Source organism: Comamonas sp. (assembly GCF_009360615.1).
Classification (GTDB): Bacteria; Pseudomonadota; Gammaproteobacteria; order Burkholderiales; family Burkholderiaceae_C; genus Comamonas.
In genome coordinates, this window is the sequence record NZ_SPEY01000023.1 from 211,582 (window position 1) to 236,837 (window position 25,256).

Consider the following 25,256-nt stretch of genomic DNA (forward strand, 5'->3'; position numbering starts at 1 on the left):
TTCTTTCACGCGCCCGTATTCATCGCGATGTCTGGCACGCAGAGTCGCAGCAGTTGCGCTCGGATGTCCGCAGGAGTTGCCGTCAAATCCACAGTGGCAAATCGAATGGCGTGCCCCTGGATCAGCACTGTCTCGTCGACCATCTGGCCGATCGCGGGATGCAACAACAATCCACTCGCGTGATCCGCAAGCGCATCGCTGCATCCAACCTGGGAGCGCAGATAGGCGTAGATCTGGTACACGTATCCGCTGCGCAGGGTTTCCTCACGGTACCAACCGCTCGTCACAATCGAGGTGAACTTGGTATCGATGACGATCCTTTTCCCGGTTGACGGGTGGTCGAGCACGACATCAGTTCGCATCGTCGGCAGGATCTTGTCGATCCCTGCTGTCTTCTGCTCGATCTGCCAGCCCATCGTCCCGCCGCATAGCACCCGCCAGCCCTGCGGACTCAATACGACTTGGTAGAAGCCGCCCACCGCTCGCTCAAACAAACGACGTACCCACGTCGCTTCTCTGTCCGGCAGAGAGAGCACATTCGCACCCGACGCCTCCGTAGGTAGCACTAGGTCGAACGCCAGCTTTGCGGCTGCCACCATGAACCGGTCGTCCGCATCGTTACGGCCGAATCGATCGGTGCTCATTTGGGCGCGGGTCGGTGCGTCCCCTGATACACCCATTGCCTTCATGCCACCCGCAAGTGCGCGGCACCGATGGGCAACGTCCTTCCTCTGAACGATCCTGGAGATGGACTCCAAGGCTGCTCGGACGAAACGATTGCGTGGTGTGTCGATGGTGAGTTCGTCGAACCGGCACGCCACCAGGCCTCTATCCATCAACTGATGGCGTTCGGTGGTCAAGACGTCGATCCGGCCACGCACGCGATTGATGACTGCATCACGAGATCGATATCCAAGACTCAAGCGGCGACGCTGTCGCACCTCAACCGCGTGGGCAAGGATCTCCGCGACTAGATCCGGTAGATCGTCCGGGCTGTCTTCCAAGCCGATCTTGCCGATGCCGCGAGTGCGGAACAGGTCAGAGGCGTAGAGCATCAGCAGCCAGAGGTTGCGCACCGGAATGCGTCCGATGAACCCCTCAGCGCTCATGGATGCACTTTCCACCTGTTCTGCGACGGCGGTCATCACCAGCCCTGCGTCAGCCGTGCAATCGCCTTTTGTGCTTCGTCGGGCGCGTCGAACCAGTATTCATCCAGCAACGGGCCGATCTCCGTATCCACGACCTGCTGGAACCACTTCTTCGTGTCTCCCGCCTCCAGTCGATGTGCGGGTGTCACATAGCTGTGACCAATCCGGAATTGCTTGCCAAGGCGCGCATCCGTCGCGATCTGGTCGTTCAGCTCGGCGATACGGCGCTCGATATCCGCGACCAAGCCCGGATCGACAGCGCAATCCTTGACCACCCAATCCCGCCAAACCTGGCCGAGTCTCGGCTCCAGTCCAACGAAAGCAAAGCGGCGACGCAATGCCAGATCGACCAGTGCAAGCGATCGGTCGGCGATATTCATGGTGCCGACCACATAGAGATTCTCGGGAATATGGACGGGACGTCGTTTGCCGTCCGCATCCGGATAACAGAGTTCCAGCGCTTCGTTGGGCGTCCGTTTGCCCGCCTCAAGCAGCGTCAGCAACTCGCCGAAGATCTGCGCCGGGTTTCCACGGTTGATCTCCTCGATTACCACGACAAACTTCGACGAAGGGTCCTTCGATGCAGCCTTGATGGCTTCCATGAAGACACCGTCCGCCAGCGACAACTTGCCTTCGCCAGTGGGGCGCCACCCTCGAACAAAGTCCTCGTAGGACAGGTTGGGGTGGAACTGCACTGCACGGACCTTGCTGTCGTCCTTCTGGCCCATGAGCGCGAACGCGAGCCGTTTGGCTAGCCAGGTCTTGCCCGTGCCCGGAGGCCCCTGAAGGATGAGATTCTTTTTTGTGCGCAGACGATCGAGCAAGCGGTCAATCTCGGCCCGCTCCAGGAAACAGCCGTCCTTGAGGATGTCCTCCACCGAGTAGGGAACGATTGGCGCTGCCACCTGAAAGGCTTCGCGAACTTCACCTTCAGTTTCCTGTTCTGCTCCGGCATTGGTACCGATATCGCCAGCCGGCACAGGCTCGTCAACCGGGTCTTTGTACATCCAGGACGCAAGCGACAAGTCTGGGAAACTGTGGACGGGATAGCCGTCTTCGCCGAAGCGCGAACGCAGATCGTCCAGCAGCTTCAAATAGGCCCGACCATCACATGGGCCTTGCTGACCACTGATGGCGACATTCAGGCCGAGCCGCTTGTTGATGTAGTGGCGCGACTGGCTATCCAAGGTCAGGAATTCCCACGGATGCGCCCAGTAGAGACCTGTCGAAAGGTTCCATGCGACACCCCACACTTGGGTTGCCTCGTCATAAGCCCGGATGAAGGCATCGCGAGTGTCCAACTGGTCGCCATCGACCATCTTGCTCGCGGCAACGAATACCTTCCATAGCGCGTCGATGTCGCCCGCACCACGCTTGTCGGCATAGGCGAAAAACCAGGAACGTTGGTTGTTGAGAACGGGAATGCCTTCGAATGAAGGCGGGACCGGCACCGTCACACCCAGCAACTTGGCAAGTTCACCCGCGATGGTCTTGCGGTTGGCATCGGTCATGGATCGGTTAAAGGTGCCCATCGTGGTGAATGGGCAAATGTCCCGCAGCGGACCACTGGTTCCATCAGGAAACTTATCCTGGAGATAGGTCAGCCCCGGCACCCGGGACGCGATCTCGTGGATGCCCTCGATGAGCGGAGTTCGATCGTCTGCGTGGGCCAGCAGCTTTTCGGCCACTGCCTCGTAAAAGTCAGTCCACTCGAAGCGCTGCTTTTCTGGCAAAGTCGTGCCGTAACGCTCCCGCCAAAAGGGCTCGTTGCGAAAGCGATCTACATCCTGCGGCTTGCCGTCAAACGCAAATGCAATCAGCGCATCGTTCATCCATTCGCCGTGCAGCACACGCCAGATCGTTGCTCGGTGAGTGTAGAAGTACCACTCCCGTACCGGCTCGACCTTGGCCCAGTCCACCTTCACCCGCTTCCCGTCGTTCAGGTTTTCGGTGATCGTGCCGACCGCCTTGATGCCCATAACCGAAACCGCTCGGCCTCGGCTATCGAAAGGCAGGCCGTGCTTTCGCGTGTAAGACGACTTGATGGCGATCCGCTCTCCCGGGCGCATGGAACGCACCACATCGAGGAGCTTGTCGTCGTAGCCGTTCTCCCAAATTCCTTCTGCAAGAAATCGCGGCATCTGATCATCGGTACCGCCGTAGCTGGCGCCGACAAACCAGGTTGCATGCGGTGCACTATCTATCGTCTGAGTGGTCATCCTCCGCCCCCTTTAGTAATACTGTCGGATGTAGCTGTAGGCCTTCTCGAACAGCTCTTCATCCGCATGCAGCTTGTATTTGAAGAGGGCTTTGCGCAGGGCCTTCTTGACTTCACGCTCACCGGCCTGCGTGCCTTGCCAGCCCGGGAAACGGACCAGTCGCACAATCTCGTCGATGTCCGCGACCACGCGTTCGACCATGATGGGCGTCTCGGCCGTCTTGACCTCGTTGAACAGCTCAGTCAGCGCGGCCTTGCCACGATCCTCATCCTCTTCGGGCGGGACCTCCTTCTCGGCTTGCAGCGTCTCCTTGGCGATCTCCAGTAACTGCTTCAGAAATTCGACGCTGTTGATCTGGCCAGACTCGAACCGGTCTTTCAGCGCATCAAGCCGTTCCGACAGCTTCTTGAACTTGGGGTTGCCGCCATGCCCGCGCAGTCGGCGCTTGAGCTTGATCTCGATCTCCTTGGCCTTCTTCGGGTCGGGGTTCGACAGCACGGCCTCCAGCAGATCGGCGTCCAACACCAAGGTATCGAGGTCATCCCTCACCGCGTCGACATGCACGTTCTGGTGGATCAGCTCAATGGTCTTGGCGCCAAGCGAATGCCAGATCAACTTGCCGTGGCCACTGGAGGGCTGTACCGACTGGTACACCTGCGACAACCACTTGTAGTCCTTCTCGAAGGGGCCCAGAACGGTGTCCGGTGACAGCGCCTCCCAGATCTTGTTGAGCACGCTGTACTCGGCAGCAAAGTTGTCTCGCACCTCGTTATTGGGCAGACACTGCTGCGCGGCGATCAGGCCCTCGTAGCCTTGCAAACTGCGATCGCAGCCAGAGAAGAAGGCCAGGCACTTCTGCATCGACTCAGGCAGCTTGTCCTTCAGCTCCTGGATATTGCTGACCACCTGCTTGACGCTCTGGTCGTCGAACTCCAGCGCTGCCGCCACGTCGTCGAAGATGCCGAGGTAATCCACGATCAAGCCGTGGGTCTTCTGCTCGGAGTAGGTGCGGTTCACGCGGCAGATAGCCTGCAGCAGCGTGTGGTCGCGCAGCGGCTTGTCCAGGTACATCGCCTGCAGGATGGGCGCATCGAAGCCGGTCAGCAGCTTGGCCGTGACGATAATCAGCTTCAGCGGGTCGGCCGGGTCGCGGAACCGATCCAGCAGTCGCTCTTCTTCGTCGCGGCTTCGGTCGTAGGGCACGTACTCTGGATGTTCCTTCTTGTCCGCCGCCTGCACCGACATCACGATGTCTGTAGCCTCGGGCGGCAGCAGCTTGTCCAGCTCGGCCTTGAACAGCAGGCAGGACTCGCGATCGAACGTTACGATCTGGCCCTTGAAGCCATTGGGCTCCACCTTGGTCTGGAAATGCTCGACGATGTCCTCACAGACCTTGCGGATGCGCTCGGGCGTTTTCACCAGCACGGCCATCTTGGCGGCGGTCTTGGCAAGGTTGTCCTTGTCCAGATCCGACAGGCCGCCGGTCAGGTCTTTGTAGGCGGCGTCCAGGGCGGCCTTGTCGATGTGCAGGTCGATTAAGCGCGGTTCGAAGTGCAGTTTTAGCGTGGCACCGTCGCGGATCGACTCCTCGAAGCCGTAGCGGCTCATGTAGCCTTTCTCGTCCTCGTCGGCACCAAAGGCGTAGAAGGTGTTGCGGTCGGCACGGTTGATCGGCGTGCCGGTCAGGCCGAACAGAAACGCGTTAGGCAAGGCCTCGCGCATCTTGCGGCCCAGGTCGCCTTCTTGGGTGCGGTGGGCTTCGTCCACCAGGGCAATGATGTTGCTGCGGTCGTTCAGGCTGCCGGTGGCCTCGCCGAACTTGAAGATCGTGGTGATGATGATCTTGCGCACGTCCTGAGCCAGCAGCTGCTGAAGCTTCTCGCGGCTGTCCGCCTTTTCCAGGTTGGGGATGTCCGCCCCGGTGAAGGTGCCGGTGATCTGGCTGTCGAGATCGATCCGATCCACCACGATCAGCACGGTGGGATTCTTCAGGCCGGCATGCATGCGCAGCTTCTGCGCGGCAAAGACCATCAGCAGTGACTTGCCCGAACCCTGAAAGTGCCAGATCAGGCCCTTCCGGGGATAACCCGCCAGCACGCGCTCGACGATCTTGTTGGCCGCTTCAAACTGCTGGTAGCGGCAGATGATCTTGATGCGCTGCTTTTTCTTGTTGGTGGCGAACAGGGTGAAGCTGCCGAGAATGTCCAGCACCACATGGGGGCGCAACATGCTTTCAGCGGACAGTTTGAGCGACTTCAGCGGGTGGTGCTGATCATCGTCACCGTCGCCATCCAGATGCCACGGCCCCCAGTCCTTGACCGGCAGGCCGATGGACCCGTAGTGGTACGCCTTGCCCTCGGTGGCCACCGAGAACACGTTGCAGACGAAGAGCTCGGGTACGAACTTCTCGTAGTCGTCGTGCACCTGCACCGCGCCATCGACCCAGCTGATGCACTTCTTAACCGGCGTCTTGGCCTCGATCAGCACCAGCGGCAGCCCGTTGACCAACAACACCAGATCGGCGCGGCGTTCGGTGGGGCCAGCACGGTAGGTGTATTGTTGGGTGACGATGTATTGGTTCTGCGCCAGATCATCCAGGTCGATCAGCCGCACCGGCACATGCTCGTTGTTGGGGCCGAAGGGCATCGAGCGCTCACCGCGCATCCAGGCGGTCATTTCCTCGTTGGCGCGGATCAGGCCATCCGATCGCACCGACAGCACGATGGCGCGCAGCTTGTAGAGCACCTCGTCGGCGCGATCGGGCTGAGCGGCAATCTCCGGGTTCAGGCGGATCAGCGCCTCACGCAGCCAGGGTTCAACCAACACTTCCTGAATCTGGCGCGGCACGTCAGCCGGGGCGGCGTAGCGCCAGCCGATGCCTTTGGGGCTGGGTCCGTAGCTGGCCTGAGGTTCCTGGGCGGTGTTGGCCAGGACAGCCTTGACTGGGCCGGCGAGCAGATCGCGGACGTAGGCTTCGACGGTATTGGATTCGTTAAACATCGCCGAATACCTCCCTCAAAATTTTCTTGTAGGTGCGTTCTGTTGCCAATTTTCTTTCCTCGGTCAGCCGTACAGACTCGAAGAGCGCATCAATGGCCGAAACAACACCCTCTGCTAGATGATCTGGCGGCAGAGGCACGGGTAGCGTTTGGCAAAGCTCCAGCGTCAAATTCTGCTGACCAGAGGTCTTCTTCGATCTAGACCCCAACCAGCGTTGCGCCCAATCTGATAGCAGATATGCCGCGATAAACCTCGGAGAAATTTCTTTTCTAGCTCGAAAACGAGCGATCGCTTGATTTATGTTTGCGCTCGGGAACTTTGCAGGAACAATCGAAACCTTACCGAGAGGCGGGCCCACGATATTCATGAGTACATCGCCCTCTTGAACCTTCGACCTTGCCAATTCTTTGGAATGCGCTTCGGAACTCAAGAATGTGGGCTCAATAGTGAAATCAAGCGATCCATCAAATGTGAGGTTGTAGACCTTGAGGAATGGGATGCCCGTGTCGCTTACGCCAGTAGCGCCAGATGGCGTAGCTCCCTTTGTGATCGGTGCCACGCAGATATCCGCAGCAGAGACCAATCGCCACTCTGGGCGAACGATAGCTTGGGACATTTCTGTGTTTGCAGGAGAGCACCCTGCTGCTGCAAAGATCGAAACCAGACCCGACCTCAGCATTTCGTTTGCGGCTTCCAGTGCAGATGCATAGGACTCTGCCGATTCTCGAGCACAAGCAAGAAGTTCAAGTAGGCGAACCTGCTCATCCATTGATGGCAGTGCAAACTCAAAGTCCGCCAAACTCGTCCAGTTTGTACGAGGGCTCAGAGACCCCGCCGACGTGCCAACAGCGTGATCGAAGAAGGCATCGGTCTGGCAAATGAATGGCAGCAGCTTCGGCAGCAAGACCTGCGCATCCTTGGTCTCCAGCACGTAGATGTCCCCGGAACACACCCCAGAGAAATCCGCCACAGCCACTTTGCGCTGGTAAGCGCGTCGCTTGCCGAACAGCACCTGCCCAGGTTGAAACACGCTGGTGAAGGTCACGCCGTCAGCGACGCTGCCCCAACGGCGGATGCGCAAGTCACCGGGTTCGAGATGTTCCAGACCGACGTAGCGTTCAATGCCATCAGCTAGCGGATCTTTGCTGCGCTCTTTCGAAAGTCGCACCACGTCGCCGAACTTCACCCGACGCCAGCCGGGCTTCAGGGTTTTATTGTTCTTGTCAGACACGCTCGATGTCCTCCGTAATCACTCCATCCAGCGTTTCCACCAGCGCGTCCATCTGTTGCCAGAAGGCACGGCCATCGGTTTGCCATTGGTCCCAGGCTGAGCGCAGCGATACCGCGTCACCATTGCTGTCGGTGGCGATGGCGGCGGCAATCCGCTTCACGTACAGCGGGATCGAGAGGTTGCCAGCATTGGCGCCGATTTCGGCCAGGGTGGCGACCTTGGCGAACCCGGGCACGTCCGCAAAGGTCTTGTAAGCGGTCAGGATGCGCTGCTGGTGCTCGGGCTTCAGAAAGCTCTGCGCCCGCTCCCGGGTGACCTCGTTCACCGCGTCGATGAAGATCACCTTGCCCTTGCGAGCGGCGACCTTCTTGCGGTTGCAGATTACGATGCACGACTCCATCGGGGAGTTGTAGAACAGGTTGGGACCCAAGCCGATGACGGCCTCGACCCAGTCCTGCTCGACCATCTTGGCGCGCATGGACTGTTCTTCGTTACGGAACAGCACACCGTGGGGCCAGAGCACGGCACTACGCCCCTTGGTGGTGAGGCTGGTCAGGATGTGCTGTTGGAAGGCGTAGTCGGCGCGGCCCTGCGGTGGCGTACCCAGCGAGTTGCGTCCCCACTTGTCACTACTCCAGGCCTCGCGATTCCACTGCTTGATGGAGTACGGCGGGTTGGCCAGGATCACATCGAACTGGCGCAGGCGGTCGCCTTCGATGTGCTTGGGTTCAGCCAGGGTGTCACCCCGGATGATCTCGAAGTCCTCCACGCCATGCAGGAACAGATTCATGCGGGCGATGGATGAGGTAATGAGGTTGCGCTCCTGCCCGTAGAGCTTGAGCGTGCGGTACTCTCCGCCCGAGCGCTTCACTTCGTCCAGCGCTGAAATCAACATGCCGCCGGTACCGCACGTGGGGTCGTAAATCGACTCGCCCGCCTGAGGTGCAAGAAGTTGAGTCATCAAGTGGACGACGGTGCGGTTGGTGTAGAACTCGGCCGCCGTGTGGCCGGAATCGTCCGCGAACTTCTTGATCAGGTACTCGTAGGCGTTGCCGAGCTCGTCCTCTGGGACGTTGGCCACCGAGAGTGTCTGGGTCGAAAAGTGCTCGATCAGGTTTTTCAGTGTTTCATCGGGCAGCCGCTCGCGATTGGTCCAGGGGGCATCGCCGAAGATGCCGTCGAGCAGGTCCGGGTTGGCGGTCTCGATGGCGCGCATGGCCTTTTGGATGGCCGCGCCGACGTTCTTGGGTGCCTGACGGACATCGTTCCAGTGCGCCCCTTCGGGGATCTGGAAGCGGTGGTTCTCGGCAAACTGGGCATAGGAGAGGTCGCCCTTCGAGTTCGCCAGGGCCGCCTGGTATTCCTCCTCCCACACATCCGACACGCGCTTGTAGAACAGCAGCGGGAAGATGAACTGCTTGTAGTCGCCGGCGTCGATGAGGCCGCGCAGCAGAACGGCTGCGCCCCACAGGTAGCTTTCGAGTTCTTGTTGGCTGATGCGTTTGGTGCTACGAGCTTTCTCTTGTTCCATCTGGGCAAATTTTTCCTTCAGTCGAGCGCGCGCAGCATTAGCCAGTTCTTCAGTAAAGATCTTGTTGTCTTTGAATGGGCGGTCCGAACTCATTTCAGCCATCCCCCTTCAGTCATGACCTGCGCGAGCCGCTCTTCGGCTTCACGGCAGCGGGTGAGTGCGTCCTTGAATGCCGCGATGGCATCGGGCAGCGGTGGGATGTCTTCTTGCAATGGCGGCAGGACATAGCGCGAGATGTTCAGCGTCCAGTCCTCGGCTTTGATCTCGTCGAGGCTGACCACGCGGACCGCGTCCCGCACATCGGCAAAGCCGCGATACCAGCCGAGGATTTCGGTGGCGTGCTCGGGCTCCAGATAGTTTTGCGCACGACCCCGGCGGAACAGGCGTGACGCATCGGCGATCAGAACCTTTTTCCTGTGCTTGACCGGCTTGCGTTTGCGCAAGACCAGGATGCACGCGGCGAGGCCGGTGCCGTAGAAAAGGTTGGGCGCCAACCCGATCACCGCCTCGACCAGATCCATCTCCAGCAGCTTCTGGCGGATGTTGCCTTCCACCCCTTTGCGGAACAGGGCGCCCTGGGGCAGCACCACGGCCATCCGGCCGCTGACGTCGGCCATCGACTTGACCATGTGCTGCACCCACGCGAAGTCACCGCTGGATGAGGGCGGCAGGCCGGCAAAGTTGCGGCCGAAGGGATCGTTCAGCCACAGGTCCTCACCCCACTTTTCCAGCGAAAACGGCGGATTGGCGATGACGCAGTCGAAGGTGGCCAGTCGGTCACCCTCGAAGAAGGCTGGGTTACGCAGCGTGTCGCCGCGCACCACCTGGAAGTCCTCGATGCCGTGGAGAAACAGGTTCATCCGCGCGATGGATGAGGTGGTGAGGTTTTTCTCTTGTCCGTACAGCTTGCCCCACAGCCGCTTCACGTCGCCATGCTGTTCCTTCACGTGCTGCACAGCGGCCAGCAACATGCCGCCGGTACCGCAGGCCGGGTCGTAGATGGTCTCGGCTTCTTTGGGATCGAGCATGTCGATCATCAGCCGCACGACGCTGCGCGGGGTGTAGAACTCCCCGGCCTTCTTGTTGGTGGCGTCGGCGAACTTCTTGATCAGGTATTCGTAGGCGTCGCCAAGCAGATCCGAGTTGACGTTCTTGTTGCCAAACGGCAGCTTGGAGAAGTGCTCGATCAGGTCCTTGAGCAAGGCATCAGACAGCCGATCCTTGTTCGACCACTGGGCATCGCCGAACACGCCGTAAAGGGTGTCGGGGTTGGCCTTCTCAATCTCGCGCATCGCGCGCTGAAGGGCCGCCCCGACATTGCTGGCCTTGGTGCGAACGTCGTTCCAGTGACAGTCTTCCGGGATCTGGAAGCGGTGCGATTCCGGAAACCAGGCGAGCTGCTCGTCACCGGTCTCATCAACGATCTCCTGGTACTCCTCGTCCCAGACGTCGCAGATGCGCTTGAAGAACAACAGCGGAAAAATGTAGGTCTTGAAGTCAGCCGCATCCACCGGGCCGCGCAGGATGTTGGCTGACTCCCAGAGGTGACTTTCGAGCTGACCTAGAGTGATTTGGTCTGCACTCATTGTTTTTTGTCCTTTGTGCTTTTTTCTGGCGCGCGGTAGCCCGGCGCGAGCTTGGCGTTCTCGACGCCGTACAGCGCCAGCGGATCGCTGAGCCACAGGCGGTAATGTTCTTCCTTGAGACGATGGTCGGGCGAGCAGTCCACGCTCCAGCGCAGCAGCATGTAGCCCGCGACGGCGGCGCGAACGCGCATCCGGATCGAGCCGTCGGTCATCCCGTAGTCCATCTTGATGATCTCGGGGCGCTCAAGGCGCGGGTGCGGCACGAAGTCCAGCTCGACGATGCGCGTCCACTGGATGTCGTTGTCCGGCCGTTCGTTGGCCTGTGGCTCCTCGTCGAGCAGCGTTGGCGCTTCGATACGGGTGACGACGAAATCCCGAAACTCTCCGCTCTTGCGATCAAAGGCTCGGACGTGCCAGCGCAGGCCGGTATCAACCAGTGCGAACGGAACGATGACGCGCTCGGATTCACCGCTGCTCATCGAGTGGTAGCGGATGGCGACGGGTCGCTTGGCGTGGATCGCCCGGCAGACCGGGGCCAACACATCCATCCTGGGATTGCTCAGGGCGGTGGGTGACTCGCACGGCAGCAGCGGCTGCGTTGCGCCGTTCACGCCATCGCCGAAGCCCAGAGCCAGCGCCGACAGCACGCGCTGCGATGCGTGATCGAACAGAGGGGAGAACGCCTGCCCGATGCGGTAGATCTTGTTGCTGCCGTCGAAGGTGATGTTCTGCGGCGCGATTTCTCGGTACAGCGCCAAGTCGCGTGTCGCCCCTGCCGGAGCCACGCCGAAGCGCTCAATCAGGTCTGGGCGACCGATCTCACCGAAGAAGTAGAGCCGGAAGTCGATGTAGGCCAGCCGCTCGCGCTGGGCGTGGCTCAAGCTCTCGACGCGTTGGGGATGCATGGTCAGGTGATCCTCACCCACGGAAGATGACGGTTAGACCGAAATTGGTTGTTCGATTGCTCATTTCTAGGCAGTTTACATCATCAAATTGATGACATAATACTCTGCGACGGAAGCTGGGGCAATGAGGTATGGCGAGTGAATGCCGGGGTAGTGTGAAGTTGATCGGTTTGCGCTCCTCGCCGTCCAGGATTTCGCTTGTCGTAAGGTGAAGCGTGGAATCGAGATCACTGCCATTCCCTACATCTGCCCCGCAGGCTTCTGGACGATTGGTTACGGCCACTTCTGCGATCCGAAGCATCCGCCGATCACGGAGGCAGAAGCCGAGGCCTATCTGGCGCGAGATCTGCAGACGGCTCTGGCGGCGACGCTGCGCTACTGCCCTGTGCTGGCCACCGAGCCCGAGAGCCGGATCGCGACCATCGTGGACTTCACGTTCAACCTCGGGGCGGGGCGGCTGCAGACCTCGACGCTGCGACGGCGGATCAACCAACGAGACTGGAGTGCAGCCGCAACAGAGCTGCGTCGATGGGTCTATGGTGGCGGCAAAGTGCTGCCGGGACTCTTCGCGCGACGAGAGGCTGAAATTTCCTTACTGGACACCAAAGTGTAGGGCATCGAGTTTCTGCGGCGCGAATACTTCATGCATCCCATCGTTATTCTTTGCCGATCCCCAGAAGTCATCAACTCCAGATCAGGCGCCAGGTTGCAACTCCACGCGCACTTCCCGTGGCTTACCGGCCCGCTCGACTGACAAGACCACAACATCTCCTACCTTTTGGTCGTCAAGCCGTGCGAGCAGTTTGGCGACATCGTCGACGGGAGCGCCGTCTATGCCTGTGATACGGTCTCCCGGCACGATGCCTTCGGGGCCAACGGTGATACCGCTCAGCCCCGCCTTTTGCGCCGCTGAGCCAGGGGCGACACGGAGCACAAACACGCCTTGGGTACTGGTCAGTGCCTGCAATCGGCGGTTGAGCTGCTCGTCTACCTCGATCCCAAGCGCCGGACGGATGTATTTGCCGGTCTTGATAAGTTGTGGCACCACACGCATGACCGTGTCCACCGGTACGGCGAAGCCAATCCCAGCCGATGCACCGGAAGGGCTGTAGATCGCTGTGTTGATGCCGATCAGACGGCCGGCGGAATCGAGCAACGGCCCACCCGAGTTGCCGGGGTTGATAGCGGCATCGGTTTGAATCAGGTGTTCGATGGTCACTCCGCCAGATTCTCCGGGCAGCGATCGATCTAGCGCGGACACGATGCCGTTGGTGAGTGTCCAATCCAGGCCGAAGGGGTTGCCGATGGCGAACACCTTTTGTCCCACCTTGAGGTCTGCGCTGGTGCCGACCGGAACGGCGGGCGGGCGCTGGAAGCCGACGCCGATTTTGAGCACCGCGATATCGTGTGCCGGACTCACTCCGACCAGCGCGGCTTGGTAATCGCGGCCGTCGGCCAGTTTGACCGTGGCCTCCGACGCCCCCTGAATCACATGAAAGTTGGTAACGACATGACCGGCGTCATCCCAGATGAAACCCGAACCCGTCCCGCGCGGCACGGAAAAGACGTTGCGCGTCCAGACATCTCGTACCAGTTGGGACGTCGTGATGTAGACCACCGATCCCCGGGATTTCTCGAACAGTTCGATGGTGGCCTGTTCGTCAGCGGCCAGATCGCCACGCGGCGTGACGGTGCGCTCAGCGGCTTGGCGCGGGCTGAACCAGGCCTCGATGGCGGGCAGGAACTGCCAGAACAGCATGAGTGCGGCAACGCACGCAGTGATGAAGAGCCACCGCCGGACGAAATGATCCGGAGCTGGGCGTTGTGGGTAAGGATCGTGGTAAGCCATGGCGGGGGTTCCTTTCGAGTGATTTAGCGCCAAAGGCCGCTCAGGCCCCGGCGTGGCGGGCGCATCGGGGCGAACGACCTTGGCGCGAGATATTCCGTTTGGTACGGCAGGGCCTGCGATGGCTGAGGCGCCAACGCCATCAGGCGCGCGATACGATCCTCTGTCGCCGGATGCGTGCGCAACCAGGACGGTTCGGGATTCCCCCAGCCGGGCAACAACCAGGCTCGCCACGAGCGGCTCACCCGCTCGATCTTCGCCAGCGCCGAGGCGAGCCCGTGCGGATCTCCCGTCAGCTCTACTGCCATCCGGTCGGCATCGAACTCTCGCACACGTGACAGACCCAACTGTGCGAGCAGTGCAAGTTGCGGCGAAGCGGCCAACAACAGTAAGCCAATCCAGTTAATTTCTGCTGCACCGACCAGCAAGGCTGGCATGCTGATCAGGAGCGCGACCTGACCCAACAACGCCAGCAGGTTCGTGAGCCGGCTGATCGAATCGGCCAAGCCCATGACACGAAGATCTTCTTGAGCGATGTGCGCGACTTCATGCGCCAGCACGGCTTGCAGTTCGCGCATACTCAGGCTGCGGAGCAGGCCATCGGTGAGGGCAATGGAGGCAAGGCGCCTGGAGCCGGTGGCAAAGGCATTGACGATGTCGCTGGGCACATAGTACGGAACCGGCGTGTTCGGCAATCCTGCGCGAGCTGCGAGCGCTCGCAGCAACGACCAGATTGCGGGGGCTTCATCAGGGCGCAAGGGACGGGCGCCATACAGACGCAAGGTCATCGCGGAGGCGGCGACAGGTTCGATCAGCAGGGTCAATGCGCATGTTGCCAGTGCCAGCCAAAGGCCAATCTCGCCGAACAGCAGACTGCCAGCGGCAGCTGCGATCCCCACCAGGGTCAAAACCAGCAGCGCGGTTTGAAAGCGATTGAGCCAGCGGTGCCTCGACCTGGCATCGTGTCGGCCGACTAGACCATAGGGGGTCATGCCTCCATTACTCGCTCTTGCGGTCATCGCGTTCACGCATGAGCCAATAGGTCAGACCCAAGGCCAGTACCGTCCCCGCCAGCGCGGCCACTTTGGCAGGATCAACGTCGGGTTCTAGGATGATGAACTTGCGGGCCAGTGCCAGGATCGCGATCAGAATGACGGTCTTGACCTGGATGATGCTTTCCTTGCGCAGAGCCACTTTGACGATCGAATGCTTGAATTCCATGGCGATCAGCAGCGTCATGGTGGCACCGAACACCAGCTGGAAAACCTTATGATCCAGTGGATTCAGCGCATCCATGACGAGCAGTGTGAACACCAGCCGAATCAACTGAATCAGCGAAATCACAATTACCAACGCGATGACGCCCGAAAGCGTGATGGCAACGAACTGCTCGAAGCGCTCGTAAACCGTCATCAACCGCCACTGGGAGCGTATCTCGTCAAGGGCCGTGTGGCCAGATTCTTTATTCATAAGCGTTGCGCTCTCTCTTTCAATGAAACGTTAATGGAACGGAGAGTCCGAGAAGACGACTCGATCACACCTGAATCACCGGGGCAATTGCGAAGCCACCCAGCGCATAATGTCCTGCGCGCCCATGGCGCCCGCCTGACGTGCAACCTCATGTCCCCCCCGGAACAAAATCAGGGTTGGAATGCTGCGAATACCGAACTGGGCGGCCAGGTGAGGCTCGGCCTCGGTATTTACCTTGGCCAACCTCACCTTGGGTTCAAGCAGGGAGGCTGCCTGCTCGAACTGCGGCGCCATCATCTTGCACGGTCCACACCACGGCGCCCAAAAGTCAACCAGCAGCGGCAGGTCACTGCGCTCCAGATGACGGGCGAAGGTCGCTGTGGTCAGATCAATGGGTTCTCCGGTGAACAGCGGGTGCTGGCACCGCCCGCAATTGGGCTTCTCTGCCAACTTGTTGGCTGGCACGCGATTGATGGATTGGCAGTGTGGGCAGACGATATGAATGCTGTCACTCATGAGGGGGCTCCTTGGGACACAGAGGAAGTAATGGCTCCGGCAGTTGGGCCGCTGTGACATGGGGATTCGAGCTGTAGCCCTTGCGTCAGTTGCCGGATGCTGTATTCATCCAGCGTTTCCCGTGCGAGCAGTTCGCGCGCGCACCGCTCCAGCACTTCTCGGTTAATTTCGAGAATTCGGTATGCACGATCAAACACACCCATCACGATGTCACGGATGGCTTGGTCGATGCGTGTCTGTGTCGATTCGGCTACCCGGCAGCCACCCTGTACCAGTTCAGGCGCATCAAGAAAACGCGGCCTCTGTGCCTCAAAAGCAACGTACCCCAAGCCCTCATCCATGCCGAAGCGCGTAATCATATCGCGGGCGATGTCGGTGGCCCGCGCGAGATCGTCTGAAGCCCCTGTGGACAGCTCGCCAAACACGAGCTTCTCAGCCGCGCGCCCTCCCAGGAGCACGGCGATCTTGTGCTCCAGGTCGGCACGTGTCATCAGAAATCGGTCTTCGGTGGGCCGCTGCAGGGTGTAGCCGAGTGCACCGATGCCACGCGGAACGATTGAAATCTTGTGTACCGGATCGGTGCCGGGCAGCGCCAGCGCCACCAGCGCATGCCCCATCTCGTGATAGGCCACGGTTTCCCGCTCCTTGGGATTGAGCACTCGGTTCTTCTTCTCCAGGCCCGCCACGATGCGCTCGATGGCGGCGGTGAAATCCTGCAACTCCACGGCGGACGCTTTGCGCCGGGTCGCGGCCAGCGCGGCCTCGTTGACCAGGTTCGCGAGGTCTGCACCCGAAAAGCCCGTGGTCAGCGCAGCCACCTGTTCGAGATCGATATCCTGAGCCAGCGTCACCTTCTTGACGTGGACTTTCAGGATGTCCAGCCGTCCCTTCTTGTCGGGCCGGTCCACCAGCACCTGACGGTCGAAGCGACCGGCGCGCAGTAGCGCCTGGTCGAGGATTTCGGGGCGGTTGGTGGCGGCGAGGATGATCAGCCCGACCGAGCTGTCGAAGCCGTCCATCTCCGTGAGCAGCTGGTTGAGGGTCTGCTCGCGCTCGTCGTGGCCGCCGATGGGGCCGCCGACGCCGCGCGCGCGGCCCAGCGCATCGAGCTCGTCGATGAAGATGATGGCCGGCGCCTGCCCGCGGGCCTGCTCGAACAGGTCGCGCACGCGCGCTGCACCCACGCCGACGAACATCTCGACGAACTCCGAGCCTGAGATGGAAAAGAACGGTACCCCGGCCTCGCCCGCCACGGCCTTGGTCAGCAGGGTCTTGCCCGTGCCGGGCGGGCCAACCAGCAACACACCTTTCGGGATGCGCGCCCCGAGCCGTCCATACTCCTGCGGATTCTTGAGGAAATCGACGATCTCAACCAACTCCGCCTTAGCCTCATCGACACCAGCGACATCGGCAAAGGTCACGCCAGTGTTCTTCTCCATGAATACCTTGGCACGGCTCTTGCCGATGCTCAGGAAGCCGCCCATGCCCTGCTTCTCGGCGAAGCGGCGGAACAGGAAGAACCAGACGCCGAAGAAGGCCACCGCCGGCAGAATCCAGGAGAGCACATCACGTAGCCAGGTGCTTTCCACCACCCGCGCGTAAGGCACGTCGTACTTGGACAGCCGCTCGGCCAGGTCGGGTTCGACGCGAGTGGCCACGATGGTGGTCTTGCCCCGGCTGTCCGGCGATTTCAGGCGCCCGGTGACCGTGCGGTCCGACACCAGCACTTCGGCGACGCGCCCCTCGGCCAGCGCCTTCTCGAATTCGCTGTAGGGCACGGGCTCGACGGTCTTGGCCGCCTGCCAGTAGTTCTGCAGCGTCAGCAGCAACAGGCCGGCGACGATCCAGTAGCCAATGTTCCATTGATCTTTCTTTTCCATGGGCAATGTTCCTCGCAAGTCGTGCCGCTAGAGAATGGGGGTGAACAGACGGGCCACCCCGTCGCGCAAGCGGATGGCCAGCGGGCGGGCGCGCAACGCCATGGCCGATATCTCGTTCGATGCATCACGGGCGGCATCAAAAAGGGATTCCAGCCGCGTAGACAGCGCGGTGTCGTACACCTCCACATTGAACTCGAAGTTGAGGCGCAGGCTGCGCGCATCCCAATTGGCCGAACCCAGGCAGCACCACTGGCCGTCTATCAGCATCAGCTTGCTGTGGTCGAACGGGCCAGGCCGTTCGAAGATGCGTACACCGTGCTCCAGCACCTGCCAGTAGTGGGCGCGCGCGGCCCATTGCACCGTGGGATGGTCGCCGTTTGCGGGCGTCAGCACCTCGACGCGCACGCCGCGCAACGCGGCCGTGCTCAGCGCCGCGATCATCGGCTGATCGGGCACGAAGTAAGGTGTCCAGATGCGCACCGAATGCTTCGCCGCGCTCAAAGCGCCCATGAAGGTCCAGCGCATCCTGTCCAGGGCCTCATCGGGACCGGCCTCGATGCCGCGCGCCCAAGAGGTTCCTTGCTCATCAGCCGTTGCGGGCGGTTCGCCCCAGAAACCCTTGCTGAGCCGCTCGCCCGTGGTATCGCACCAATCATCGGTGAAGCACCGCATCAGATGCGCAACCACCGGCCCGCGCAGACGAAAGTGCAAATCGTGACAGGCCTGCTCCGGCGCATCGGGCCGCCAATACGGGCTGCAGATGTTCATGCCACCGGTGAAACCTGTCTCGCCATCGATCACCAGCAGCTTGCGGTGATTGCGCAGATGCGCGGCATGCAGGCGCGCGGGAATCAACGTCGGGTTGAACGTAGCTGCCGGAACGCCGGCGCGTTGCAAGGCGCGGTAGGCGCTGCGGGGCGACCAGCGGGCATAGACGTCGTCGATCAGCACCCGCACTTGCACGCCGCGCTCATGAGCCCGGCGCAGCGCATCGACGAACTGCGCCCCGATGCCTTGGCTGTCGAAGATGTACGAAGCCAGCGCGACGCTGTGCCGCGCCGACTCGATGGCAGCGAGCATGGCCGGGTAGGCCTGCTCGCCATCGACGAGCGGCTCGATGCGGTTGCCGCTGGTCAGCGACTGGCCGGTGGCACGTCCCACCAGGTGCGCCAGGCCGGCAAACGGCGCCGATACGGCCTGGGGCATCGTAGGCACGAGGTCCTGCCGAACAGCAGGATCTGCCCCCGGAAACAGCCGCCGCGCCCGCCGCTGGTAACGGTTGATGCCGAACAGCCCATACAGCAGCGAACCGGCAAGCGGCAACAAGGCGATCAGCAGTACCCACAGCGTGGCCGATCGCGGGTCACGCTTGTAGATGATCGCGTGCCCCGCTGTGGGGATAGCGACCGCCAGCGACACGAGGGTGGCTGCCCATGTCAGCCCGTTGGGGTCGGACACGACAGCCTCCCCATGACTCAAGATTCGCCGCCCGCTGACTTCTTCTTGCGCGCAGGCTTGCTCGCGTCGCTCGGCGGCGTCTCGGCCACGTTCGCGGCATCGGGCTTCTCAGGCTCGGCCGGCTTCGCGGGTGGCTCCTGGCGCTCGAAGACCACCCGTTCGGCCTTGTCGTCCCAGCGGGCGCTGGCGTGATCGGCCTTGCCGATACCGCCACCCAGCATCTCGCGCGCCAGAGCAGTTTCCAGCTCGCTGCGGATCAGCCGCTTGAGCTCACGCGCGCCGAACTCGGGCTTGTAGCCTTCCTCCGCGAAGTGATCGATCAAGGTCTGATCGAAGGCGAGCGTCACGCCCTGGCTGGCGGCGTTGCGGGCCACACGATCGAGCTGCAGGCCGACGATATGGCGGATCTCCTCCTTGCCCAGCGCATGGAAGACGATGATCTCGTCGATGCGGTTGAGGAACTCGGGGCGGAAGTGTCCGCGCAGCACGTCCATCACCTCGCCCTTGGTCTTCTCGTATTCCTCGCCGGCGGCGCCACGGGCCTTCAGCCGACGCTGGATGATGTCCGAGCCCAAGTTCGAGGTGGCGATGATGATGGTATTGGTGAAATCCACCACCCGGCCCTTGCCGTCGGTGAGCCGCCCGTCGTCGAACACCTGCAGCAGGATGTTGTAGACGTCGGGGTGAGCCTTCTCGATCTCGTCCAGCAGCAACACGCTGTAGGGTTTGCGCCGCACCTTCTCGGTGAGCTGGCCACCCTCGTCGTAGCCGACGTAACCCGGAGGCGCCCCCACCAGGCGTGCCACGGTATGGCGTTCACCGTACTCGGACATGTCGATGCGCAGCAGAGCACCTTCATCGCCATAGATGGACTCGGCCAGCGCCTTGGCGAGCTCGGTCTTGCCCACGCCGGTCGGCCCGAGGAACAGAAAAGTCGCCACCGGCTTGCTGCCTTCGCGCAGGCCCGCGCGCGACAACCGCACGGCATCGGCCACCGCGCGCACTGCTTCGTCCTGGCCCACCAGGCGCTCGTGCAGCCGCTGCTCCAGATGCAGCAGCTTCTCGCGTTCTTCCACCGTCAGCTCGTTGACCGGAATGCCGGTCAGGCGCGAGACGATCTGCGCGACATGCTCGGCCTTGACTTCGGCGCTGCCCGAGGCGCGCTCGCGTTCCCATTCCTCGACAAGCTTCTTGAGTTCGGCCTCTTTGGCCTCGATGTGCTTGCCCAGCTCGGCGGCCTTGTCGTACTGCTTGCGCGAGGCCACATAGTCCTGCTCACGCCGCAGCTGGTGCAGTTCGGACTCCAGCTCTTGCACCGCCACCGGGCGGGCCGTGGCCGACAGCTTCACGCGTGCGGCCGCCTGGTCGAGCAGGTCGATGGCCTTGTCAGGCAAAAAGCGCGCGGTGATGTAGCGGTCCGACAACTCGGCGGCGGCGATGATCGCATCCTCGGTGATGCTGACCTTGTGGTGTGCCTCGAAGGTGTCGCGCAGGCCGCGCAGGATCATCATGGTCTGCGCTACCGTCGGCTCGGGCACCATCACCGGCTGGAAGCGACGCTCCAGCGCGGCGTCCTTCTCGATGTACTTCTGGTACTCGTTGAGCGTGGTGGCGCCGATCAGGTTCAGTTCGCCGCGCGCCATCATCGGCTTGAACACGTTGGCCACGTCCAGCCCGCCTTCGCCGCCACCCTGGCCTGCACCGACGATGGTGTGCACCTCGTCGATGAAGAGAATCAGCTCGCCCTGGTGCTCGGTCACTTCCTTGAGCACCTTCTGCACGCGCTCCTCGAACTCGCCCCGGTACTTGGCGCCAGCCACCATGGCATTGATGTTGAGTTCCACCAGGCGCTTGTCGCGCAGCGTCTCAGGCACTTCACCGGCCACCATGCGCTGCGCCAACCCTTCGACGATGGCGGTCTTGCCGACGCCGGGCTCGCCGATCAGCACCGGGTTGTTCTTCTTGCGCCGGGCCAGCACTTCGATGGTCGTCTCGATCTCCTGCGCGCGGCCGATGACCGGATCGAGCTTGCCCTCGCGCGCCATCTTGGTGAGGTCGCGCGAATACTTGTCGAGTTCCGGCGTGTTGGTCGGCGTCTCGGCGCGGCCATCCTCGGCCCCTTTGCCGACCACCTTGCTTACCTGCTGGCGCAGCGCTTGCGGCGTGAGGCCGTAACGGCGCAGCAGGTTGGCCGCCAAACCTTCGCCTTCCTCGGCGAGCCCGATCAGGAAATGCTCCGGCCCGACATAAGAGTGGCCGAGTTCGTTGGAGGCCACGAAAGCACGGCTGAGCGCGTCCTTGACCCGGGGCGACACGCCGATCTCGCCCTCGAACGGCTTATCGCCGCGCTTGGCTTCGGATTCGATCTGGCGCTTGAGGTCATCGACCTTGATCTTGAACTGCCCCAGGATGGTCTTGACCACGTCGCTGTCGGATAGCGCCAGCAGCAGGTGTTCGGTATCGACTTCGGCGCGCCCGAACTCTGCAGCGTGTCGGGCGGCCTCCTGCAATAGGGCCTCGGACTGTTCGCTGATACGGCTGGCGAGCCCACTGCCGCGACGGCGCGCGGTGCCCGTACCGGCCGGGGCGGGTTCGCCGAACGAGGCATCGACGACCTCGTCGGTATCGGCCGCCATGGACGGTGCGTCGTCACCGATGCGGAAGAAGTCGCTGCCAAGGAAGTCTTCGAACAGCCCGCTGCGCGAGCCGAACAAGGCTTCCAGCGGTGAGACGGTGCGCTTTTGCTGGCGCACCAGTTGGCGATAGTGATCGTCACACAACAGCATGGTGCTGTGGCGACCATTGAGATTGGCTTCCACCCGCACCGTGGCGGGCTGGCCGCAGACTTGGCATTGTTTTCTGGCCATGCTGATGCTCCTGTAAAGATTGATCTGACGAGGCACCGCCGATCGCGGTGCCTCATCTCTTTGTGGTTTTTGAGAAAAACGCGCTGCCCCGCGTCAGCCGTTGATCGGGATCGAGCGCCCCTGCTTGGGCGTACTGGCCTCGCGCTTGTCCATCGTGATCGTGAGCACGCCGTTCTTGAAAGCGGCCTTGATCGTGTCCTGGTTGGCATCGGCCGGCAGGTTCAGAGCGCGCTGAAAGCTGCCGTAGGAGCGCTCCACCCGGTGGAAACCGCCGTCTTTCGTTTCCTGCTCCTGACGCTTTTCACCGCGCACCAGCAGCACGTCGTTGTCGAGCGTGATCTGGATGTCTTTTTCCTCGATGCCGGGTACTTCCAGGGCGATCTTGTACTGCTTGTCGGTCTCCTGGATGTCCAGCGCCGGCTTCAGCATGCCCGGCCAGTCCGACGGCCAGCGTGGCATGGCCAGCGTCGGGAAACCGAAGCCTCGAAACGCGTCGTCGAACAGGCGGTCGATCTCGCGATGCAATTGCAGGATGGGACTGACGGGCCCACCCGCCACAGGCAGGTCATTGCGCTGCACCGGCAGCGAGGCAGTGCTCTGTTGTTCTTCCTGCTCCTTTTTGAACCAGTTCCAGGGAGCCAATTTCTTGAAATCAATGTCCATGTCATACCTCCAGAAATCAATTGAAGACTCACTCAATCCGCTTGCCTGCGGCTATGGATAGCGCGCCCAGGCAACACGGGATGTTTCGCTGACTTCGGCTGCTCATCTGTGCGTATCACCTCCTTCTTTCTGCCTGCTTGGATCTGATCATTGATCCATTGATCGATTTCACTTTGACGAAACCGCCACGTCCCGCCGACCTTGAAGGCCGGAATTTCCCCGTGCGCGGCGAGCCGGTAAAGCGTCCGCTTGCCGACCTTTAAGTAGGTAGCCAACTCGTCGAGTGTGAAGATCGCCTGCTGGCGCGCTGTCATACCACCCCCACAAGTTCCGTCGTCACGCGGCCTCGCTCGAGGAAATTCTTGCAAGACTTTGCAAGATATTGCGCCTAACATGCCGAAAGTCAAGAGTCAACATCCAGCGACCTGCTGGCCGATTGATGTGACTCAAATCTTCAAGGACGGTATGCCAGGGCGGGCCGGTCCGGCGCAGGGGACGGTGGGTTGATCGGGACCTTGCGGGCGCCGCCCACGGCCGCAGATCAAACACCGATCCTCACGTTGTAACCGAGCGCCCGCAGCCCCTTGCTCGTGCGCATGTTCCTTGGCGGAAACTCGTCTGGGCGCGCCCAGCCGACGATTTCCCCGAGACTGCTCAGGCCAATGTGCGGAATGGCCCAGTCGTCGCTGCGGATCGCGTTACCCAAGAAGCCCAGTGGCAGCGCAGGACGATTTTGGCCAAATCATCGAATCCACGTCCTCAAGGCCAAGGCGTTACTATTTAGTTCGGATTACGGACGCGGGTTCGGTTCCGTGTTCCACCACCACCTCAAACAACGCCACACAATGGAATCCCCACTGTGTGGCGTTTTCTTTTGCTCTCAGATTGCCTGAGATTGCGGCGAAATTCACACCAGATTCACGCCAATTTCACACCAGCGGATCGCACCGATTCGCACGGATCAGCTCACGGCCTTCAGGGTGGCCTTGGGCTTCTGGTAGTCCTCGCGGATGAACTTACCGTAGGTTCGAAATACCATCTCCACGTCCTCATGCCCCAGTTGCTGGGCCACATACCAAGGGTTGGCTCCGGCCGTCAGCAGGGTCGACGCGAAGGTGTGGCGGATTTGATACGGGTTGCGGTATTCGATTCCAGACCGCTCCATGAGAGGCAGCCATAGCGTCTTGCGGATCTGGGCGTCCGTAGTCCACGGCTGCAGTGTCCGCGGATTCAGCCATACCCGGTGTCCGCGCATCTGGCTGAACGGCCGCTGGAGTCTCAGCGCTTCCATGGCCTCCGCGTTCAGCTCTACCTCTCGCTTACCGGCCTCGGTCTTGGGCGCTTTGATGACGCCGACAACCTGATTGAGCACGATCCTGGCGATGCGCCGATCCACGTCGATGTGCTCCCAGCGCAGTGCTTGGAGCTCGCCGGGCCGCAGGCCGGTGTTGAACCAAAATTGGATCATCGGTCGCTCATCCTCGCGGCATGCCAGCAGGATCTGCTCGCGTTCGGCCTGCGTGAATGGCTGGATCACATAGTCGCTGGCTTTGCTGTTCTGGCGGATCAGCTTGGCCAGGGCGATGCGGTCGAATGGGTTGTACTCGATCAACCCGTCGTTCAAGGCGTCCTCGAACACACTACGCAGCGGAGTCAGCAAGTTACGGATGGCCTTGCTGGTGCAGTCCATCTCGCTGATCCAGTCGCGCAGTTCAGAGGGCGTGGCTTCGTGCAGTTGCTTGCCATGCCAGTGCTTCATGCGGGAGCTGTTGATCGCTTTGGCGTATCCGTTGTAGGTGGCGGGGGACATTTTCCCGTTCGCCACCTGCTTCTCATACAGGTCGAGCTGGGCCTGCAGCTTGTGTTGCAGCGACTGACTGACCTTGTCGGGCCCGCGTGCCTTGGGGCTGTCTGGGAAGTAGTCCGCATATTTGAACGTGCCATCGTTTATACGGCGTTTGATTTCCGCACGGAGGTTGGCGGCGTACAGGATGCTGGACTTGTTGATCGGGCCCAGTGGCAACAGCTCCCGGCACTGTTGCTTTTGCCACGAGAAAGCGATCTGGATGCGCTGTACCGTGGCTTTGACCCGGATTGTTACGCCAGGCGGCGTGGGGAGATTTGGCTTTGGATCCATTTGTCGGCTTCCTTGATGTTTACGTAAAGGCGGCGGGCGACCACGGCGCAATGCTTGCCGTCCAGCCAGACACCAGCGCGGCGGCGGTTGTGCACAGCCATGGGTGTGACGCCGGTCAACTCTTCATATTTCTCGGCCAGCACCCAGTCAACGCTGGGTTCCTGGCCAGGGTCGGTGCGCACGGTATCCCGAGTTGCTGCAGTAGCTGTTTCAGTCTGTTTCATGGTTTTCTCCGGTTTGGCCACGAAAAAGCCGCCTGGAGGGCGGCTGGTAATCGGTGTAATCGTCTGGCGTTCGACCGATAAGGTCTGCTCCGGGATCACTGTGCTGGGGAAATGGCGTATGTTGGTGTCGTGGGCCATATCAATTCACCTTGATAGCGAACACCTGCACCGGGCTTTCGCCAAAATGCGGGTGGGTTATGGTTTTGATCGTGTAGCCGCGCCAGGGGCGGGATAGGCGGCGAGCGAGGTCATCGCGCGCCGGGTAGCCCTTGGCCAGTTCGATACCCTCGTAGTGCCGTCCGTCCAGGCGCTTGCGCCAGTAGGGGGTCACGAGGCGGTATTCCTCCGCTTTGGTGCCGGCCTTGATTGCATCGAAGTACTCGCCCTTGAGCGACAGGTGCAGGGTCTTCACTCCCATGGCTTCCATCCATTCATGATTGCGGCGACAAGGACAGCGCCGGCAGCAAGCCAGAAGCCCAGCCATGCAATGCCATCGCCAATTGCTTTTGCTGCTTCAGTGCTCATGCTTGCTGCGCTCCTTCCTTGGCTGCTTTCTCGTACATCCACCACGGGAG

The 25,256-nt window shown here is 61.3% G+C and carries 20 protein-coding genes and 1 pseudogene; 1 reads left to right on the forward strand and 20 read right to left on the reverse strand.

Going from position 1 to position 25,256, the window contains the following annotated elements; all coding sequences use genetic code 11:
- Positions 1 to 5 precede the first annotated feature (5 nt).
- The 7 genes from mcrC to E2583_RS08680 are packed head-to-tail and all read right to left on the reverse strand — an operon-like array spanning position 6 to position 11,620.
- Positions 6 to 1,145, reverse strand: coding sequence for a 5-methylcytosine-specific restriction endonuclease system specificity protein McrC (gene mcrC / locus E2583_RS08650; RefSeq protein WP_291594884.1), 1,140 nt, complete (start codon positions 1,143 to 1,145; stop codon positions 6 to 8).
- Positions 1,145 to 3,367 carry an AAA family ATPase gene (locus E2583_RS08655; protein ID WP_207374483.1) on the reverse strand — a complete coding sequence of 741 codons (2,223 nt, stop codon included), beginning with the start codon at positions 3,365 to 3,367 and terminating at the stop codon, positions 1,145 to 1,147. Before E2583_RS08655 ends, mcrC begins: the two co-directional genes overlap by 1 nt.
- A 12-nt stretch (positions 3,368 to 3,379) precedes the next feature.
- Positions 3,380 to 6,367 (reverse strand): type I restriction endonuclease subunit R, encoded by a 2,988-nt coding sequence (locus E2583_RS08660; protein ID WP_291594887.1) that lies wholly within the window; start codon positions 6,365 to 6,367, stop codon positions 3,380 to 3,382.
- The gene (locus E2583_RS08665) at positions 6,360 to 7,598 is read right to left on the reverse strand and encodes a restriction endonuclease subunit S (protein WP_291594888.1); all 1,239 of its coding nucleotides are present in this window, start codon (positions 7,596 to 7,598) and stop codon (positions 6,360 to 6,362) included. Before E2583_RS08665 ends, E2583_RS08660 begins: the two co-directional genes overlap by 8 nt.
- On the reverse strand, positions 7,591 to 9,222 hold the full coding sequence (locus E2583_RS08670) for a class I SAM-dependent DNA methyltransferase (RefSeq protein ID WP_291594889.1): 1,632 nt from the start codon (positions 9,220 to 9,222) through the stop codon (positions 7,591 to 7,593). The genes E2583_RS08665 and E2583_RS08670 overlap by 8 nt, the downstream gene beginning before the upstream one ends.
- Positions 9,219 to 10,715 (reverse strand): class I SAM-dependent DNA methyltransferase, encoded by a 1,497-nt coding sequence (locus E2583_RS08675; RefSeq protein ID WP_291594890.1) that lies wholly within the window; start codon positions 10,713 to 10,715, stop codon positions 9,219 to 9,221. The genes E2583_RS08670 and E2583_RS08675 overlap by 4 nt, the downstream gene beginning before the upstream one ends.
- Positions 10,712 to 11,620, reverse strand: coding sequence for a YafY family protein (locus E2583_RS08680; protein ID WP_158383879.1), 909 nt, complete (start codon positions 11,618 to 11,620; stop codon positions 10,712 to 10,714). The genes E2583_RS08675 and E2583_RS08680 overlap by 4 nt, the downstream gene beginning before the upstream one ends.
- A 208-nt stretch (positions 11,621 to 11,828) precedes the next feature.
- Between E2583_RS08680 and E2583_RS08685 the strand changes: the two genes are divergently transcribed.
- On the forward strand, positions 11,829 to 12,233 hold the full coding sequence (locus tag E2583_RS08685; RefSeq protein ID WP_009238717.1) for a lysozyme: 405 nt from the start codon (positions 11,829 to 11,831) through the stop codon (positions 12,231 to 12,233).
- 81 nt (positions 12,234 to 12,314) lie between these two features.
- Here the strand turns inward: E2583_RS08685 and E2583_RS08690 are convergent, their stop codons facing one another.
- The 13 genes and pseudogenes from E2583_RS08690 to E2583_RS08750 form a co-directional block, all read right to left on the reverse strand.
- Positions 12,315 to 13,469 (reverse strand): trypsin-like peptidase domain-containing protein, encoded by a 1,155-nt coding sequence (locus tag E2583_RS08690; protein ID WP_009238718.1) that lies wholly within the window; start codon positions 13,467 to 13,469, stop codon positions 12,315 to 12,317.
- A 23-nt stretch (positions 13,470 to 13,492) separates the two neighbouring features.
- Positions 13,493 to 14,458, reverse strand: a complete 966-nt coding sequence (locus tag E2583_RS08695; RefSeq protein WP_009238719.1) for a zinc metalloprotease HtpX — start codon at positions 14,456 to 14,458, stop codon at positions 13,493 to 13,495.
- 7 nt (positions 14,459 to 14,465) lie between these two features.
- Entirely contained in the window at positions 14,466 to 14,936 is a 471-nt protein-coding gene (locus tag E2583_RS08700; RefSeq protein WP_009238720.1) for a phosphate-starvation-inducible PsiE family protein, read from the reverse strand.
- Positions 14,937 to 15,011: 75 nt separating this feature from the next.
- On the reverse strand, positions 15,012 to 15,452 hold the full coding sequence (gene trxC, locus E2583_RS08705) for a thioredoxin TrxC (protein WP_009238721.1): 441 nt from the start codon (positions 15,450 to 15,452) through the stop codon (positions 15,012 to 15,014).
- Complete coding sequence (ftsH, locus tag E2583_RS08710; RefSeq protein WP_009238722.1) at positions 15,449 to 17,332, reverse strand: ATP-dependent zinc metalloprotease FtsH; 1,884 nt, start codon at positions 17,330 to 17,332, stop codon at positions 15,449 to 15,451. The genes trxC and ftsH overlap by 4 nt, the downstream gene beginning before the upstream one ends.
- Before the next feature lie 27 nt (positions 17,333 to 17,359).
- On the reverse strand, positions 17,360 to 18,790 hold the full coding sequence (gene cls / locus E2583_RS08715; RefSeq protein WP_009238723.1) for a cardiolipin synthase: 1,431 nt from the start codon (positions 18,788 to 18,790) through the stop codon (positions 17,360 to 17,362).
- A 17-nt stretch (positions 18,791 to 18,807) separates the two neighbouring features.
- A complete protein-coding gene (gene clpK / locus E2583_RS08720; RefSeq protein ID WP_009238724.1) occupies positions 18,808 to 21,657 on the reverse strand; it encodes a heat shock survival AAA family ATPase ClpK in 2,850 nt (949 codons plus the stop codon).
- 93 nt (positions 21,658 to 21,750) lie between these two features.
- On the reverse strand, positions 21,751 to 22,320 hold the full coding sequence (locus tag E2583_RS08725) for an Hsp20/alpha crystallin family protein (RefSeq protein ID WP_009238725.1): 570 nt from the start codon (positions 22,318 to 22,320) through the stop codon (positions 21,751 to 21,753).
- A gap of 32 nt (positions 22,321 to 22,352) precedes the next feature.
- Positions 22,353 to 22,634, reverse strand: coding sequence for a helix-turn-helix domain-containing protein (locus E2583_RS08730; protein WP_003454941.1), 282 nt, complete (start codon positions 22,632 to 22,634; stop codon positions 22,353 to 22,355).
- A gap of 227 nt (positions 22,635 to 22,861) precedes the next feature.
- A pseudogene (locus tag E2583_RS08735) lies at positions 22,862 to 23,020 on the reverse strand (phospholipase); the annotation flags it as partial.
- A gap of 261 nt (positions 23,021 to 23,281) precedes the next feature.
- Positions 23,282 to 24,457: a site-specific integrase gene (locus tag E2583_RS08740; protein ID WP_291594914.1), complete on the reverse strand. Its 1,176-nt coding sequence runs from the start codon at positions 24,455 to 24,457 to the stop codon at positions 23,282 to 23,284.
- Positions 24,418 to 24,819: a hypothetical protein gene (locus E2583_RS08745; RefSeq protein ID WP_291594917.1), complete on the reverse strand. Its 402-nt coding sequence runs from the start codon at positions 24,817 to 24,819 to the stop codon at positions 24,418 to 24,420. Before E2583_RS08745 ends, E2583_RS08740 begins: the two co-directional genes overlap by 40 nt.
- A 1-nt stretch (position 24,820) precedes the next feature.
- Positions 24,821 to 25,093, reverse strand: coding sequence for an ASCH domain-containing protein (locus E2583_RS08750; RefSeq protein WP_291595042.1), 273 nt, complete (start codon positions 25,091 to 25,093; stop codon positions 24,821 to 24,823).
- Positions 25,094 to 25,256: the final 163 nt, after the last annotated feature.